At 74.5% G+C, this 14,027-nt stretch carries 12 protein-coding genes; 8 read left to right on the forward strand and 4 right to left on the reverse strand.

Features of this window, described 5'->3' with window-relative positions:
* Nucleotides 1–6 precede the first annotated feature (6 nt).
* Nucleotides 7–591, reverse strand: a complete 585-nt coding sequence (locus ABZ452_RS06350; RefSeq protein ID WP_357939533.1) for a dihydrofolate reductase family protein — start codon at nt 589–591, stop codon at nt 7–9.
* A 91-nt stretch (nt 592–682) separates the two neighbouring features.
* Here ABZ452_RS06350 and ABZ452_RS06355 point away from each other — a divergent pair, with 91 nt between their 5' ends.
* Both ABZ452_RS06355 and ABZ452_RS06360 read left to right on the forward strand, forming a co-directional pair.
* Nucleotides 683–1,255, forward strand: coding sequence for a TetR family transcriptional regulator (locus ABZ452_RS06355; protein WP_357939535.1), 573 nt, complete (start codon nt 683–685; stop codon nt 1,253–1,255).
* 73 nt (nt 1,256–1,328) lie between these two features.
* Entirely contained in the window at nt 1,329–2,477 is a 1,149-nt protein-coding gene (locus tag ABZ452_RS06360; protein ID WP_357939537.1) for a polysaccharide pyruvyl transferase family protein, read from the forward strand.
* A 7-nt stretch (nt 2,478–2,484) separates the two neighbouring features.
* Here ABZ452_RS06360 and ABZ452_RS06365 read toward each other — a convergent pair whose 3' ends face one another.
* On the reverse strand, nt 2,485–2,691 hold the full coding sequence (locus ABZ452_RS06365) for a hypothetical protein (protein ID WP_357939539.1): 207 nt from the start codon (nt 2,689–2,691) through the stop codon (nt 2,485–2,487).
* Nucleotides 2,692–2,774: 83 nt separating this feature from the next.
* On the opposite strand from ABZ452_RS06365, the gene ABZ452_RS06370 reads away from it, so the two are divergent.
* Nucleotides 2,775–3,296 (forward strand): DinB family protein, encoded by a 522-nt coding sequence (locus ABZ452_RS06370; protein ID WP_357939541.1) that lies wholly within the window; start codon nt 2,775–2,777, stop codon nt 3,294–3,296.
* 6 nt (nt 3,297–3,302) lie between these two features.
* Here the strand turns inward: ABZ452_RS06370 and ABZ452_RS06375 are convergent, their stop codons facing one another.
* Nucleotides 3,303–4,175 (reverse strand): carbohydrate kinase family protein, encoded by an 873-nt coding sequence (locus tag ABZ452_RS06375; protein WP_357939543.1) that lies wholly within the window; start codon nt 4,173–4,175, stop codon nt 3,303–3,305.
* A 63-nt stretch (nt 4,176–4,238) separates the two neighbouring features.
* On the opposite strand from ABZ452_RS06375, the gene ABZ452_RS06380 reads away from it, so the two are divergent.
* Nucleotides 4,239–7,523 carry a DEAD/DEAH box helicase gene (locus ABZ452_RS06380; protein ID WP_357939545.1) on the forward strand — a complete coding sequence of 1,095 codons (3,285 nt, stop codon included), beginning with the start codon at nt 4,239–4,241 and terminating at the stop codon, nt 7,521–7,523.
* A complete protein-coding gene (locus tag ABZ452_RS06385) occupies nt 7,520–8,464 on the forward strand; it encodes a hypothetical protein (protein ID WP_357939547.1) in 945 nt (314 codons plus the stop codon). Before ABZ452_RS06380 ends, ABZ452_RS06385 begins: the two co-directional genes overlap by 4 nt.
* 21 nt (nt 8,465–8,485) lie before the next feature.
* Here the strand turns inward: ABZ452_RS06385 and ABZ452_RS06390 are convergent, their stop codons facing one another.
* A complete protein-coding gene (locus tag ABZ452_RS06390) occupies nt 8,486–8,743 on the reverse strand; it encodes a DUF3040 domain-containing protein (RefSeq protein ID WP_355349829.1) in 258 nt (85 codons plus the stop codon).
* Between the two features lie 452 nt (nt 8,744–9,195).
* Between ABZ452_RS06390 and ABZ452_RS06395 the strand changes: the two genes are divergently transcribed.
* Genes ABZ452_RS06395 through ABZ452_RS06405 form a run of 3 tightly spaced genes read left to right on the forward strand, consistent with a single transcriptional unit; the run spans nt 9,196 to nt 14,017 of the window.
* Nucleotides 9,196–11,217, forward strand: coding sequence for a DUF1800 domain-containing protein (locus ABZ452_RS06395; protein WP_357939549.1), 2,022 nt, complete (start codon nt 9,196–9,198; stop codon nt 11,215–11,217).
* A gap of 14 nt (nt 11,218–11,231) precedes the next feature.
* Nucleotides 11,232–12,605 carry a DUF1501 domain-containing protein gene (locus ABZ452_RS06400; protein ID WP_357940048.1) on the forward strand — a complete coding sequence of 458 codons (1,374 nt, stop codon included), beginning with the start codon at nt 11,232–11,234 and terminating at the stop codon, nt 12,603–12,605.
* Nucleotides 12,602–14,017 carry a ferredoxin reductase family protein gene (locus ABZ452_RS06405; protein ID WP_357939551.1) on the forward strand — a complete coding sequence of 472 codons (1,416 nt, stop codon included), beginning with the start codon at nt 12,602–12,604 and terminating at the stop codon, nt 14,015–14,017. Before ABZ452_RS06400 ends, ABZ452_RS06405 begins: the two co-directional genes overlap by 4 nt.
* The last annotated feature ends 10 nt before the right edge of the window (nt 14,018–14,027 follow it).

The following is a 14,027-nucleotide window of genomic DNA, read 5'->3' on the forward strand; positions in this document are numbered from 1 at the left end:
AACCGATTACCGCGCCCCGGCGGTGTAGCGGAGGACCACCACGCCGCTGTCGAACGGCCGGGTCCCGGCCAGGGTGAACCGGGTCGGCGTGAACCCGCGGTCGGCCAGCGGGATGCCGCTGCCGACCACGATCGGGTTGAGCTTGACCACCAGCTCGTCGACCTCGTCGAGGAGCTGCCCGGCGAGCTGCCCGCCGCCGCAGAGCCAGATGTCGCCGCCGGGCTGCGCCTTCAGCTCGCGGACGAAGGCCACCGGGTCGCCGCTGACGATCTCGACCTGGGGGTCGTCGGACGCGGGCAGCGAGCGGCTGAAGACGTACTGCTTGAGGTGCGCGTAGGGGCTGGCAACGCCGAGCTTCAGCGCCGGGTCGTAGGTGGCCCGGCCCATGAGCACGGCGTCGAAGCGGCCGGCCGGCGGCGAGGCGATGCCGAGCTGGGCGTGGGCGAGCGTGGGGAAGGTCTGGGGCCACTCGGCGGTCAGGTGGGCCGCCACGTCCGGCTCCGGCACCAGCGGGAAGAAGTCGTAGGACCCGTCGGGGGCGGCGATGAAGCCGTCGAGGGTGCTGGCGACGTAGTACACGAGCTTGCGCAAACCGACTCCGATGTCCGGGCTCAACCACGACGGCTGTCGTGGTCGAGAGAGAATGTACAACACCTGTCGTGGTTATTGCTAGGGTGCTGGCATGGTCAGAAATCCGGAACGCCGTACCCTGCTCGCCGACGCCGGGCTGCGGGTGCTCGCCGCCGCCGGCGCGCGCGGGCTGACCCACCGCGCCGTGGACGCCGAGGCGGGCGTGCCGACCGGCACCGCCTCCAACTACTTCCCGTCCCGGGCCGCGCTGCTCGCCGCGCTGGGTGAACGGATCTTCGACCGGATGGCGCCCGACCCCGCGGTGCTGGCCGACCTCGGCCGGCGCGAGCCCTCGCTCGCGCTGGTCACCGACTACCTGCGCTACATCGTCGAGCGCACCACCCGCGAGCCCGACCTCACCCGGGCCCTGTTCGAACTGCGGCTGGAGGCCTCCCGCCGCCCCGAGCTGCGGGCCGCGCTCGGCGACGTGCTGCGCCGGGGGTACGCCGACGACGTCGCCTTCCACGTCGCCGCCGGGCTGCCCGGCGGCGCCTTCGAGATCGCCCTGCTGCACTACGCGGTCGACGGGCTCCTGCTCGACCTGCTCACCACCTCGATCGACGCCGGGTTCGACGCCGATCAGGTGGTGTCCGCCCTGGTCTCCCGTCTGGTCGCCGCCGGCTGACCCGCTCCCCGGCCAGGTATGTCCCCGCGACCAGCGGGAACGCTGACCGGGACGCACCTGGGGAGGAGCGACGATGACGGATGGCACCGGACTGACCATCGGTGTGCTGGGCTCGTACGGCGGTCGCAACCTCGGTGACGAGGCGATCCTCACGGGCCTCCTGGCCGACCTGCGTGAGCAGGAGCCGAACGCCCGGATCATCGTCTTCTCGCGGAACCCCGCACACACCGCCCTGGAGCACCCGGACGTGGAGGCGGTGCCCTGGGAGGGCGTGAGCCGGGTCGACTCGGCGGCGGTCCTGGCCCAGCTCGACCTGCTCGTCCTCGGCGGCGGCGGGATCCTCTACGACAAGGAGGCCCGGCGCTACCTGCGGGTGGTCCGGGTCGCCCAGGAGCGCGGGCTGCCGCTGCTCACGTACGCGGTCGGGGTCGGCCCGCTCAGCGAAGGGGTGGACACCGGGATGGTGCGGGAGACCCTGGGCAAGGCCACCGAGGTGACCGTGCGGGACCAGGAGTCCCGGATGGTGCTGGAGGAGGCCGGGCTGCTGAACCCGATCACCGTCACCGCGGACCCGGCGTTCCTGCTCACGCCCGAGGAGTTCCCGGAGAGCTGGCTGCGCGAGGAGGGCGTACCGGCCGGCAAGCAGCTGGTCGGGCTGAGCGTCCGCGAACCGGGCCGGGCGGCCGAACGCCTCGACGTCGACGGCTACCACCGCCTGCTCGCCCAGATCAGCGACTTCCTGGTGCACCGGATCGACGCGTACGTGCTCTTCGTGCCGATGGAACGCGACGACATCCGGCACTCGCACGGGGTGATGTCGCACATGGTCGCCGCCGAGCGGGGCCGGATCCTGCACAACGACTACTCGCCCCGGCAGGTGCTCGGCCTCATGAGGCACTTCGACCTCGCGGTCGGCATGCGCCTGCACTTCCTGATCTTCGCGGCCATGATGGGCACCCCGTTCCTGCCCCTGCCGTACGCCGGAAAGGTCTTCGACCTGGCCCAGCGGCTCGGGGTGCCGGCGCTGCGCGGCGTGGAGCGCGAGGTGGAAGGCCCGCTGCTGGCCGAGGTGGACCGGTTGTGGGACGAGCGCGACGCGCGGGCCGACGAGACCGCCCGGCTGGTGGCCGCCGTGTGCGAGCAGGCCCACGGCACCTCCCAGGTCACCCGCGGGGTGCTGGAGAGCATCCGGTCGCGGACGCTGACCCGGGTGACGGCCTGAGCGGCCGTCAGGCCGCCGGCCCCCGGAACGTGTAGACCCACGAGCCGTCCTGCTTGTCGTCCGACTGCAGTTCGTAGATCTGGGCGTGCGCCAGCCCCTCCGGACCGATGTGGTGGTGGGTCAGCGGCGGGCGGCCGTTGCTGTCCAGCTCGACGGTGACCACCTCGCCATCGGCCGTGCCGCCCATCAGGGGGATCTGCACCGTGGATGCCATGCGCCCATCCTGCCCCGCCGATCGTCGGCCCGCAGCGGGATGAGGGGCAGCGCGCCGGCGGGCCGGGCGACTAGGTTCCGGGAATGGCGGAACCGACGATCGACCCCACCCTCGGTCCGGTCCTTGCCCGCACGGGCGACGAACGGGCGATCCTCGAATCGTTCCTCGACTTCCACCGGGCCACGGTGCTGCGCAAGGCGCGCGGTCTCTCCGACGCCGAGGCCACCCGACGTCTGGTGCCCTCCCGCACCACCCTCGCCGGGCTGCTCAAACACCTCGCCCTGGTGGAGCGGAACTGGCTGCCCTGCCTGTTCGCCCCCGGCCCGGGCGACGTCTATCTCACGAGCGAGGCCGACGCCGAGGCCAGTTTCACGCTCGACCCGGGCGAGACGGTGGACGGGCTGGCCGCCGCCTACCGGGCCGCCTGCGCCCGGTCCCGGGCCGTCGCCGCCCGGTTCGACCTCGACCACGTGGTGCCGCACCCGCAGCTCGGCGAGGTGTCGCTGCGCTGGGTGCTCGTGCACCTCATCGAGGAGACCGCCCGGCATGCCGGGCACGCCGACATCGTGCGCGAGCTGACCGACGGCGAGACCGGGGCGATCTGACCGGGTTCAGACCTGAGGCAGCAGGCCGGCCGGATACTCCATGCCGTCGTGGGTGCAGGCGGCCGCGGCCACCCGGGCCGCGTAGCGGGCCGCGTCGAGCGGGGTGGCCCCGCGCAGCCGGGCGGCGATCAGGCCGGCGGCGAACGCGTCGCCCGCGCCGTTGGTGTCGACCACGGCTGCCGGCGGGGTGGTCGCGGGCACGTGGACCGGCGGCGAGTCCGTGCCGTGCAGGGTGGCGCCCGCCGCCCCGCCGGTCACCAGCACCGTCCGTGGCGCCAGCCCGGCCGCCACCTTGCCGGCCCGGTCGCCCAGCTGGACGTCGCTGACGAAGACCAGGTCGGCCGCGTCGGCGAAGGGCCGGTGGTAGTCGTTCTCGCCGTCCCAGTCGTGCAGGTCGGTGGAGAGCGACACCCCGGCGCCGAGGGCGGACCGCAGGGCCGGCAGCGCGTCCCGGGCCCAATCCATGATCGACACGTGCACGTGCGCGGCCTCCCGCACCAGCCCGGCCAGCTCCGCCTCCGCGAACGGCGCGGGGCCGGACCACGGGCGCGGGTCGTAGAGCGACATCCGCCGGCCCGCCGGGTCGACCATGTTCACCGAGCGGCGGGTGCCGGCCGGCGCGTCGGCCAGCACGGCGCGCACCGAGGTGCGGGCCAGCGCCGCCCGGACCACGTCACCGGCCGGGTCGGCGCCGAGCACGTCGACCAGCGCCACCCGCAGGCCGAGCGCGTGGGCGGCCAGCGCCACCCCGGCCCCGGTGTTGCCGACCCGCAACTCGATCGGAGGCACCGCCAGCGAGTCGGCGGCCGGCAACGGCAGGGCGGGCACCCGGGCGCGGATGTCCACGCCCAACCCGCCGACCACGAGCAGATCGACCATGGCGCCGACAGTAGTCCGCGCCGGCCGCCTATCCTGGCCCCGGGCGTCGTCGAGGGGGAGTGCGTGCTGGTCATCCACGGGCTGTGGCTGTCCGGGCAGGGGCTCGCCGTCTGGGCCGAGGACAGCACCTGCCCGGCGCGCGCGCCCCGCCGGCCGGGCCGCGCCCCGCGCGAGCGGCCGCACCCCTTCGCCGCCGACCACGCCACCCTGGCCGCCGCGCTCGGCGGCCCGCCGGGCGTGCCGGCCGCCGTGCTGCTGGACCTGCCCACCCGGGCCGGCTCGCCGCTGGACTCACCCGAGCTGGTCCGGGCCGCCGTCGGGGAGCCGGTCCGCGGCCCGGTCACCCGCGCCGGCTGGCGGGCCCCCGCCCTGGTGTACGCCCCGGACGCCGCATTCGCCCTGCTCCGGGCACTCGAACCGGAGGAGGCGGTGGCCGGGGCGAGCCTGCGTCACCTGGCCGAGCTGGCCGACTTCGCCGCCGACCTGGTCACCCGCGGCCGCGTCCTGCCCGGACTCGCCGATCCCACCCCGACCGTCGCCGCCGTCCGCGCCGCCGGTGGGCGACGGGGCCTGCGTGTGGTGGACGACTCGGACGTGGTGACCGCGTCGGCCGTCTGGCGTCCGCTGCTCACCGGCACGGACGCGGCCTGGGCCCGCTCGCTGGCCCTCGCCCTGCCCCCGGCCGCCCGTGCCGCCCGCGAGTGGCACCCCGTGGCCGTGGATCCGGGTGCGTCTGTTGTCGCCCGGGCGACCACAGATGCACCCACAGCGGCGGACGTCCCGCCCTCGCCGGCACCAGGCCGCGTCGAAGGGGCCGCGTCGGGGTCGGGAGCCGGGGCGCCGGCCGGGTCGACGTCCCAGCCCGCTGCCGGGGCAGCGCGGCACGGCGCGGCGGGTGGGGTCGAGCTCGGGGAACTGGTGGCCGAGGCGCTGGACGCGCTGGTCGACGCCGCGGCCCGGGCCGCTCTCGCCGACACCCGGTTGCCCCGGGGCATGCGCCCGGGCGGGCCGGTGCCGGCCTGGTTGGCCGCGCTCACCGGCCCGGAGCGTGCCTTCGCCGCCGACCCGGCCGCCCTGGACACGCTTCGGCACGAGCTGGACGCCTGGCAGCGCGACGCCGCCGGCGGTCCGGTGCGGGCCGCGTTCCGCCTGGTCGAGCCGGCCGCCGATCCGGTGGCCGAACTGGTCGAGGGCGGCGCCTGGCGGGTCGAGTTCGGCCTGCACCCGACCGACGAGCCGGGGCTGGTGGTCGACGCCGCGCACATCTGGCAGCGGCCCACGCCCGCGCTCGCCGCCCGCGGCGTCGACCCGCAGGAGACCCTGCTGGCCGAGCTGGGCCGGGCCAGCCGGCTCTGGCCGGAGCTGGACGCCGCGCTGCGGACCGCCGCGCCGGACGGGATGGAGCTGGACGCCGACGGCGCGCACCGGTTCCTCCGGGAGGGGGCGCCCGTGCTGCACGCGGCGGGCTTCGGCGTGCTGCTGCCCTCCTGGTGGCGGCGCTCCTCCGCCCGCCTCGGTGCGCGGCTGCGGGCGCGCAGCCGGACCGCGCCCGGCACGGTGGCCGTCGCCGCCGGTGGGCTCGGGATGGACGCCCTGGTCGACTACCGCTGGGAGGTGGCCCTCGGCGACCAGCCGCTGACCGCCGAGGAGCTGGCCTCGCTGGCCGACCTGAAGTCGCCGCTGGTCCGGCTGCGCGGCCGCTGGGTCGAGCTCGATCCGCAGCGGCTCGAAGCCGGGCTGCGGCTGCTCCGCTCCTCCGGCGAGCTGACCGTGGCCGACCTGCTGCGGATGGGACTGGCCGGGGCCGACCGCCCCGGCGAGCTGCCGGTGCTGGAGGTGGCCGCGGACGGCGCGCTGGGCGAGCTGCTGGCCGGGGAGGCGGAGCGGCGGCTCACCCCGGCCGACCCGCCGCCCGGGTTCGTCGGGACGCTGCGGCCGTACCAGCGGCGGGGGCTGGCCTGGCTGGGCTTCCTCCAGTCGCTCGGGCTGGGCGGGATCCTCGCCGACGACATGGGGCTGGGCAAGACCGTGCAGTTGCTCGCGCTGCTCGCCGGTGACCCGCCGGACGCCGGGCCTACGCTGCTGGTCTGTCCCATGTCGCTGGTCGGCAACTGGCAGCGGGAGGCGGCGAAGTTCGCACCGGAGCTACGGGTCCACGTGCACCACGGCGCCGAACGGGCCCGGGGCGAGGCGTTCGCGGCGGCCGTGCACGCCGCCGACCTCGTGCTGACCACCTATTCGGTGGCCGCGCGGGACGCGTACGAGCTGGCCGGGATCGACTGGCACCGGGTGGTGGTGGACGAGGCGCAGGCGATCAAGAACGCCTCCACCCGGCAGGCCGAGGCGGTGCGGTCGCTGCCCGCGCGGCACCGCGTCGCGGTCACCGGCACGCCGGTGGAGAACCGGCTCGCCGACCTCTGGTCCATCATGCAGTTCGCCAACCCGGGCCTGCTCGGGCCGGCCGCCACCTTCAAGAAGAAGTTCGCCGAGCCGATCGAGCGGCACGGCGACGCCGACGTGGCCGAGCGGCTGCGCCGGATCACCGGCCCGTTCGTGCTGCGCCGGCTCAAGACCGACCCGTCGATCATCACCGACCTGCCGGAGAAGCTGGAGATGGAGGTGCTCTGCAACCTCACCGCCGAGCAGGCGGCGCTCTACCGGGCCGTGGTCGACGACATGATGGCGAAGATCGAGTCCAGCGACGGCATCGAGCGGCGCGGGCTGGTGCTGGCCACCATGACCCGGCTCAAGCAGGTCTGCAACCATCCCGCCCAGCTGCTGCACGACGGCTCCGCGTTGCCCGGCCGTTCCGGCAAGCTGGAACGGCTGGAGGAGATCGTCGACGAGGTGCTGGCGGCGGGGGAGAAGGCCCTGCTCTTCACCCAGTACGCCGAGTTCGGCGGGATGCTGCGCGGCCACCTGTCGGCGCGTACGGGCCGGGAGGTCCTGCTCCTGCACGGTGGGGTGGGCAAGGCCGAACGGGACGCCATGGTGACCCGCTTCCAGTCCCCGGCCGGCCCGCCGCTCTTCGTGCTCTCCCTCAAGGCGGGCGGCACCGGGCTCACCCTGACCGCGGCGAACCACGTGGTGCACGTGGACCGCTGGTGGAACCCGGCCGTCGAGGACCAGGCGACCGACCGGGCGTTCCGGATCGGCCAGCGCCGCCGGGTGCAGGTCCGCAAGTTCGTCTGCGCCGGCACGGTCGAGGAGAAGGTCGCCGCGATGATCGCGGACAAGCGGAGCCTGGCCCAGCGGGTGGTGGGCAGCGGCGAGCAGTGGGTCACCGAGCTGTCCACCGACACCCTGCGTGAGCTGTTCGCGCTGGAGTCCGGGGCGGTGGTGGAGTGACCACACCGGACGGAGGATCGCGTTTCGCCGAGTTCGGCCCGCCCCGGCGGGTGGAGGGCGGGCTGAGGGCGCGCAGCACGAAGGGCGCCATCGGGCGCTCCTGGTGGTCCCGCCGCTTCCTGGAGGTGCTGGAGTCCTTCGCGCTCGGCACCCGGCTCACCCGGGGCCGGGCGTACGCGCGCCGGGGGCAGGTGCTCCGGCTCGACATCGCGCCCGGGCTGGTCACCGCCAGCGTGCAGGGGTCCCGGCCGGATCCCTACCCGGTGCGGATCGGGCTGGCCGCGTACCCGGACGGGGTGTGGGAGCGGATCGAGGCGGAGCTGGCCGGGCAGGCGTTCTTCAGCGCCCGGCTGCTCGCCGGTGACCTGCCGGCCGAGCTGGAGGAGCTGTTCGACGCGGCGGGCGCGCCGCTCTTCCCGGCCACGGTCGGCGAGCTGGGCCAGCACTGCGGCTGCCCCGACTTCGCGGTGCCGTGCAAGCACCTCGCGGCGACCTTCTACCTGCTCGCGGAGGCGTTCGACGCCGACCCGTTCCAGCTCCTGCACTGGCGGGGGCGGTCCCGGGGCGAGCTGCTCGACCGGCTGCGTACGCTCCGCGGCGCCGCCACCCCCGGCGCCGCTCCGGCCGGCCCGGCGGCGGTCCCGGACGGGCCGGTCGCGCCGGTGGACGCGGACTCCGGGCCGGCGCGGCCCGTGGCCGGTGCGGGACGGGTGCTGGTGGGCCTGCCGGCGGTCCCGCCGGACGACGAGGTCGACCGGTTCTGGGTGTCCCCGGTGGCGCTGCCGGACCGGCCGCCCGCCCTGGCCACCGGACCGGAGCTGCTGTTGCGCCAGCTCGGCCCGCCGGGCGCCGCGATCGGCGGCCCGGGCCTCGCGGAGCGGCTCCGCCGGGCGTACCGGGAGTTCGGCCGTGGTGAGGCCGGGTCGGACGACCCGGGCTGACCGTCTCCGGCGGTGTCGCGGTCATAGCCAGCGTCGGCGGAACCGCCACATGAGGCCGGCGTTGGCGAGCAGCACCACGGCGCAGATCGCGCCGGCCAGCCGCCCGGCCAGTACGGTCATCGCCGGCAGCGAGGCCCACAGCACGATCGTCAACAGCATCAGGTACCGGCCTCGGCGGCCCCGGGCCCGGTGGTCGAGCCGGGCGAAGAACTGCGGGTCACTTTCCCGTAGCTGGCGGGTGATCTGTTCGAACCTGCGCTGATCCTCTTTGCTGAGCATGGCGGTGCCTTCCCCTCACGGCTTCAGCGGTTCGGCGGCATACCCGGATCGGAGGCGGGTCACGCGCTGCTCCCACCGCTACTTTCGGCGGGGTCGGACAGGCCCGCACGCACCGCGCGGACACCTCAGCGCAGGCTTATCCGTGCCTTAAGTTTCCCTCAGTGGTTGAACGCCGCCAGCAGCGTCGCGGCGGGCGAAAACGTCACGTCCGGGCCGGGACCGCCCGGGTCGGCCCTGCTCCGGAGGTCGCCGGGCCGGGCCGGTGGCACCGGCCGCCGGGCAGCCGGCCTGAGCACCGTCTTAAGTGCCCTCGCGTTCGCCGCCGGCGCGTCTTGAGCCCCCCGAAGCGCCTGGTTACTTTCCCGTAGCAACTCCTCCGGCAACCGTCGCCGCCCCTCCGCCCACCCCCTGGGTGGCAGGCGTGCCGGCGCTCGAAGAAAACGGGAAGCTACATGGCCGACCTGAACGTGCCACCGCGTCGACCCCGGGACGACCGCGGCTGGGACGGATTCCAGCACCCCCATCCGGACGGGTACCGCGACAACGCCATGCCGTACGCCGGTCCCGCCGGTCACGCCGCCCCGGCGGCGCCGGCGTCCGGCCCGCAGTGGGTCGGGCCCGACGGCTTCGCCGGTGGCTACCCCCAGCCGTCCGGCGGGTACGCCCCGCCGCCCACCCCGGGACTGCCCAACCTGGACGACGACGAGCCGCGCCGCGGCCGGCGGCGCGCCCTCGCCGCGCTCGGCGGCGCCGCGGTGGTCGCCGGTGGCGCCGCCCTCCTGTCGCCGCAGGTCCGGGGCCTGTTCTCCGACGACCCGGTGGCCGGCGACGCGACCGGCACGGTGGCCACCGACGGCACCGCCGCCCGCCCCAGCGGCCAGCAGCCCAGCACGGTGCGCACCTACACCGAGCAGAACGAGAGCTACATGGGCTCGCGGGCCGGCGCGGCGCTCAAGCGCAACGCGCCGTCCGGTGGCCGGGTCTTCGCCAGCCCGGCGGCCGCCGCGGCGGCCACCCAGGTGACCGTCAAGACGGTGCTCGCCAAGGACCCGATCCGCCACCTGGCCAGCCGGACCACGTTCGGCCCGACGCCGAAGGTGCTCGCCGACATCAAGCGGCTCGGCATCGACGACTGGCTGCGCCAGCAGCTCCAGCCGGAGAAGATCGCGCCGACGAAGGCCGAGCTGAAGCTGGCCGAGCTGCCCACCCTCAAGCTGACCCCGACCCAGCTGCGCGACCAGCGGGACCAGCTCAACGAGCGGGGCGCCCAACCCGAGCGGGAGACGGTGGACGCCACCATCGCCCGGCAGATCTGGTCGGACCGCCAGCTCTTCGAGGTGATGGTCGACTTCTGGAACGACTTCCTGCACGTGGCGGCCGACTTCGACGGCGGCGAGATCTACCGCAACTCCTTCGACCAGGACGTGATCCGCAAGCACGCGCTGGGCAGCTACCCGGAGATGCTGGTGGCCGCCAACAAGCACCCGGCGCTGCTCATCTACCTGAACCAGACCGACTCGCGCAAGGACGCGGTCAACGAGAACCTGGCTCGGGAGAACCTGGAGCTCTACTCGGTCGGCGTCGACGGCGGCTACACCGAGAAGGACGTCCGCCAGGCCGCGATGCTGCAGACCGGACGCGGCGTGGCCGACGGGAAGTACGTCTTCCACGCCGACCGCCACTACCTCGGCAAGGTGAAGATCCTCGGGTTCAGCCACGCGAACAACTCGGCCGACCCGAAGGTCGCCGACAAGGTGATCGACCAGTACATCACCTACATCGCGATGCACGCGTCGACCGCCCGGTACGTGGCGAGCAGCCTGGCCACCCGGTTCGTCTCGGACACCCCGCCGAAGTCGCTGGTGGACCGGCTGGCCAAGGCGTACACCACCAACAAGGGGCAGATCCGGCCGGTGCTGGCCACCCTGTTCAGCTCGTCGGAGTTCTGGGCCTCGGTCGGCCAGAAGGTCCGCCGCCCGATGGAGTACCTGGTCGCCACCTACCGGTCGCTGGGCGTCGGGCCGGAGGCGTCGGCGGGCTTCGACGGCGACAAGCGGCGCACCCCGTTCGCCCAAGGGCTGCGGCAGATCCAGGACAAGATGCGCGAGCTGGGCCAGTATCCGATGGGCAAGCCCACCCCGGACGGCTACGCCGACGTCTACGTGGCCTGGACCTCCGCCGGCACCATGGTCGACGGCTGGAACGAGGCCGGCGACCTGATCGCCGCCTACCGCAAGCAGTTCACCTATGTCCGGCCGGAGAAGCTGGTGGCGAAGCCGCCGGCGACCGCCGGGGCGTACGTGGACGCGCTGGCCCTGCGGCTCGTGCACCAGAAGCTGAGCGCCAAGGAGAAGGCCCTCGTGCTCGGTGTCGCCGGCGTGTCGGCGGGCACCAAGGTCGACGCCACCTTCAACGGGGCCATCGCCGCGGTCGCGCGGACGATCCTCGCGTCCCCCCAGCACCACCTCCGGTGAGGCATTCGATGGAGATGACCGTGAACCCGTACCCCCTGCACCCCGAATGCCCCGACCTGCGGCGGCTGGCCGACAACCCGGCCGAGGCGCTGCTGCGCGCGGAGGCCGACATCGTCGCGGCCGAGAACGCCGCCGAGGCCGACCGGTACCGCCGGCTGGAGGAGGTGGAGGAGGCCCAGCAGGACGGCCGGGGCGTCACCCGGCGTACCTTCGTCGCCGGCGCCGCGGCCACCGCGACGGCCCTGGCCACCGCCCAGTTCGTCACCACCTCGGCGTCCTTCGCGGCGACGAAGACCGGCACCCTCATCCACGTCTTCCTCTACGGCGGGCTGGACGGGCTGAGCCTGGTCGCCCCGGCCGACGACCCGGTGCTCAGCAAGTCCCGCCCCGACCTGCTGCTCGGCAACGACTCGCTGGCCCTCGGTCGCGGCTTCAAGCTGACCAGCGCGTTCGCCCCGCTGGACAAGTGGCTCAAGGCCGGCCAGCTCGGCTTCGTGCCGGCGGTCTCCGACCCGCGGCTGTCGCGCAGCCACTTCCAGGCCGCCGACGCCTGCAACCTGGGCGGCCTGCCCGGTGAGACCGGCGGCCGGGGCTGGCTGGACAGCCTGGTCGACACCCTCGGCAAGGGCACCGCGTTCCGCAGCGTCGGCATCGGCAGCACGCTGCCCCGCTCGCTGGTCGGCGTGAACGGCGCGATCTCCCTCAACAACGTCGGGGAGCTGCGGCTCAACGGCGACGCCAAATACCGCGCCGCGACCGAGAAGGCGATCCGCGGCCTCTTCACCGGGATCAACCACCCGGTGGAGGAGGCGGTGAGCGAGGGGATGGGCGCGCTGGCCACCGCGCAGAAGCTGGCCGCGAAGCCGTACGCGGCCGCCGCCGGGGTGAAGTACGAGGGCGTCGGGTACGCCTTCCAGCAGCTCGCGCAGCTCATCAAGGGCGGGGCGAACGTCCGGGTGGCGACGGTCGGCATGGGCGGCTACGACACCCACGAGAACCAGGGCACCCGCGAGGGCGGCCAGCTCTGGCGCCGGCTCAACGAGCTGGCCAACGCCATGGCGGCGTTCTTCACCGACCTCGGTGACCGGGCCGCCGACGTGACGGTCATGGTGTCCAGCGAGTTCGGCCGGCGGGTCGCCTCGAACCAGGGCGGCACCGACCACGGGCACGGCGGGGTGGTCACCATCCTGTCCGGGCGCAAGCTCGCCGGCTCGCTCCTCGGCACCTGGAACGGGTTGAACGATCTCGACAGTGGAGACGTACCTGAGTACAACAACATGTTCAACGTCTACGGCTCGGTCGCGCAGGGACGGTTCGGACTGACGACCGCGCAGGTGGACAAGGTCTTCCCCCGGCAGAAATACACCCCCGTGAAGCTGTACGCGTGACATATCAGGACACCTTCGCCGCCGGCCGCCGCACCGGGGCATCCGCCCCGTACGGCGGCCGTCCGGCTGCCCCCGTACCCCCGGGCCGGCCGCGTCGCGGGCCCGGCGGGCGGCGGGTGCTGGCCGCCGCCTTCTGGCTCGGCCTGGTCGCCGCGGTGCTGCCCTGGTGGCTCGCCACCCCGCCCGGCTCGCTGGCCGGCACCACCGACGTGCTCACGGCGGCGGGCCGGATCACCGGCCTGGTCGCCGGCTACCTGCTGCTGGTGCAGGTGTTGATGATGAGCCGGCTCGGCGTGCTGGAGCGCTGGCTCGGCGGCGAGCGGCTGTCCCGGGTGCACCGGGACCTCGGCGCCACCCTGCTGGTGGCGGTCCTCGCCCACCTGGCGCTGCTGGTGGTCGGCTACGCCCGGCTGGAGCGCAACTCGATCCTCGGCCAGGTCGGCGCCCTGCTGACCCACTACGAGGACATGGTCTCCGCCTTCGTGGCCGCCGGGATCATGGTGGCGGTCGGCCTCACCGCGGTCCGGGGCGTCCGCCGGCGGCTGCCCTACGAACTCTGGTACCACCTGCACCTGACCAGCTACCTCGCCCTGCTGCTCGGCTACGGGCACCAGTTCAGCAACGGCGCCCAGCTCTACGAGCCCGGCCCGGTGCGCACCGGCTGGATCGCCGCGTACCTGCTGGTGGTGGCCGCGCTGGTGTGGGGGCGGCTGATCGCCCCGCTGCGCTTCAACCTGCGGCACCGGCTGCGCGTCGCCGACGTGGTGGCGGAGAGCCGGGACACCATCTCGATCTACCTGACCGGGCACCGGCTCAACCAGATCGACCTGCTCGGCGGCCAGTACTTCCGCTGGCGGTTCCTCAACCCCGGCTGCTGGTGGCAGTCGCACCCGTTCTCGCTCTCCGCGGCGGGCAACGGCCGCTGGCTGCGGCTCACCGTGAAGGTCGTCGGCCGGCACACCGCCGACCTGCGGGATCTCACCCCGGGCACCCGGGCCTGGGCCGAGGGGCCGTCCGGCACCTTCACCGCGGCCCACCGGACCCGGGAACGCGCCCTGCTGATCGCCGGGGGCAGCGGCATCGCCCCGCTGCGGGCCATGCTGGAGGAGCTGCCGCCCGGGGCGGCGCTGATCTACCGCGCCCGCACCCCGGCCGACGTGCTGCTGCACAACGAGCTGGACTGGCTCGCCCAGGCCCGGCACACCTCGGTCTGGTACGTGGTCGGCTCCCGCGACGACCCCGGCCCCCGCCAGGTGATGAGCCCCGAGGGGCTGCGCCGGCTGGTGCCCGACCTGACCCGGCGCGACGTCTACCTGTGCGGCCCGGGCGGCCTGGTCGAGGAGGCGGTCCGGGCGCTGCGCCGGGCCGGGGTGCCGCGCCGGCAGATCCACCTCGCCACCTTCGAGCTGTAGAGAGGCCCGC

Origin of the sequence: Micromonospora sp. NPDC005707 (assembly GCF_040631005.1) — a bacterium.
GTDB lineage: Bacteria > Actinomycetota > Actinomycetes > Mycobacteriales > Micromonosporaceae > Micromonospora.

Coding starts and splice junctions, on each gene's coding strand:
- ABZ452_RS06355 (WP_357939535.1), top strand. CDS start 683: ATGGTCAGAAATCCGGAACGCCGTACCCTGCTCGCCGACGCCGGGCTG.
- ABZ452_RS06360 (WP_357939537.1), top strand. CDS start 1,329: ATGACGGATGGCACCGGACTGACCATCGGTGTGCTGGGCTCGTACGGC.
- ABZ452_RS06365 (WP_357939539.1), bottom strand. CDS start 2,691: ATGGCATCCACGGTGCAGATCCCCCTGATGGGCGGCACGGCCGATGGC.
- ABZ452_RS06370 (WP_357939541.1), top strand. CDS start 2,775: ATGGCGGAACCGACGATCGACCCCACCCTCGGTCCGGTCCTTGCCCGC.
- ABZ452_RS06375 (WP_357939543.1), bottom strand. CDS start 4,175: ATGGTCGATCTGCTCGTGGTCGGCGGGTTGGGCGTGGACATCCGCGCC.
- ABZ452_RS06390 (WP_355349829.1), bottom strand. CDS start 8,743: ATGCTCAGCAAAGAGGATCAGCGCAGGTTCGAACAGATCACCCGCCAG.
- ABZ452_RS06395 (WP_357939549.1), top strand. CDS start 9,196: ATGGCCGACCTGAACGTGCCACCGCGTCGACCCCGGGACGACCGCGGC.
- ABZ452_RS06400 (WP_357940048.1), top strand. CDS start 11,232: ATGACCGTGAACCCGTACCCCCTGCACCCCGAATGCCCCGACCTGCGG.